This window comes from Rhizobacter sp. P2_H2, assembly GCF_056403375.1.
Genome location: NZ_JBFUFP010001540.1, coordinates 1 through 933 on the forward strand (window position 1 = coordinate 1; position 933 = coordinate 933).

Consider the following 933-nt stretch of genomic DNA (forward strand, 5'->3'; position numbering starts at 1 on the left):
GCATCGACCTGCGCATTCGCCGGATCGAGCGCGACCCAGTCGTCCCACGCGTGCGCGAGGAAATCGAGGTAACGCCCGTTGTGGATGTGCCGCAGCACGTCCATCGACACCTCGCCCGGCTCGCGCAGTTCACCCAGCCGGCGCCGCTTCAACTCGGCCAGCACGTGGTCGAGCCGGTCGGGCACCTCGTGGCACGGCACCAGCCGGCCGCGGTACATCTCCTGGCGCCCGGCATGCAGGTGATGCACCGGGTTGTGGACGGTCAGCATTCAGTCGCCCTCCTTCGGCGCGCCATCGGACAGCGGCTTGAACAGGTCGTCGAAGTCTTCCGCATTCAACGCCGCGTCGCTCGCCACGCCCTTCAGCAGCAGGTCCGCGAGCCCCGCCTTGCGGGCCTGCAGCTCGATCATCTTGTCCTCGACCGTGCCGCTGGCCAGCAGCTTGTAGACGAACACCGGCTTGTCCTGCCCGATCCGGTAGGCGCGGTCGATCGCCTGCTGCTCGACCGCCGGGTTCCACCACGGGTCGTACAGGATCACGGTGTCGGCCGCGGTCAGGTTCAGCCCGACGCCACCGGCCTTCAGGCTGATCAGGAACAGCGGCACATCGCCCTGCTGGAACTGCGCGACCAGCCCGGCCCGGTCGTCGGTCTCGCCGKTGAGGATCAGGTAGGGCAGCTTCAGCCGCACGAGCTCGGTCTCGATCAGCGCCAGCATCTCGGTGAACTGCGAGAACAGCAGCACGCGCCGGCCGTCTTCCACCAGCGTGGGCAGCAGGTCGAGCAGCAGCTCCAGCTTGGCCGACGGCGCGGCCTTGCCGGCGGCCGCCTGCGCATCGCGCGCCTCGCCCTTCAGCAGCCGCGGGTCGCAGCACACCTGGCGCAGCTTCAGCAAGGCATCCAGCACCATGATCTGGCTGCGCGCGAGGCCCTGC

The 933-nt window shown here is 69.1% G+C and carries 1 protein-coding gene and 1 pseudogene; both read right to left on the reverse strand.

Features of this window, described 5'->3' with window-relative positions:
- Positions 1–269 (reverse strand): annotated as a pseudogene (locus AC1D15_RS34585) (histone deacetylase family protein); the annotation flags it as partial.
- Positions 270–933: DEAD/DEAH box helicase (locus AC1D15_RS34590; protein ID WP_477829632.1), on the reverse strand; the 664-nt coding region annotated here is incomplete at its 5' end.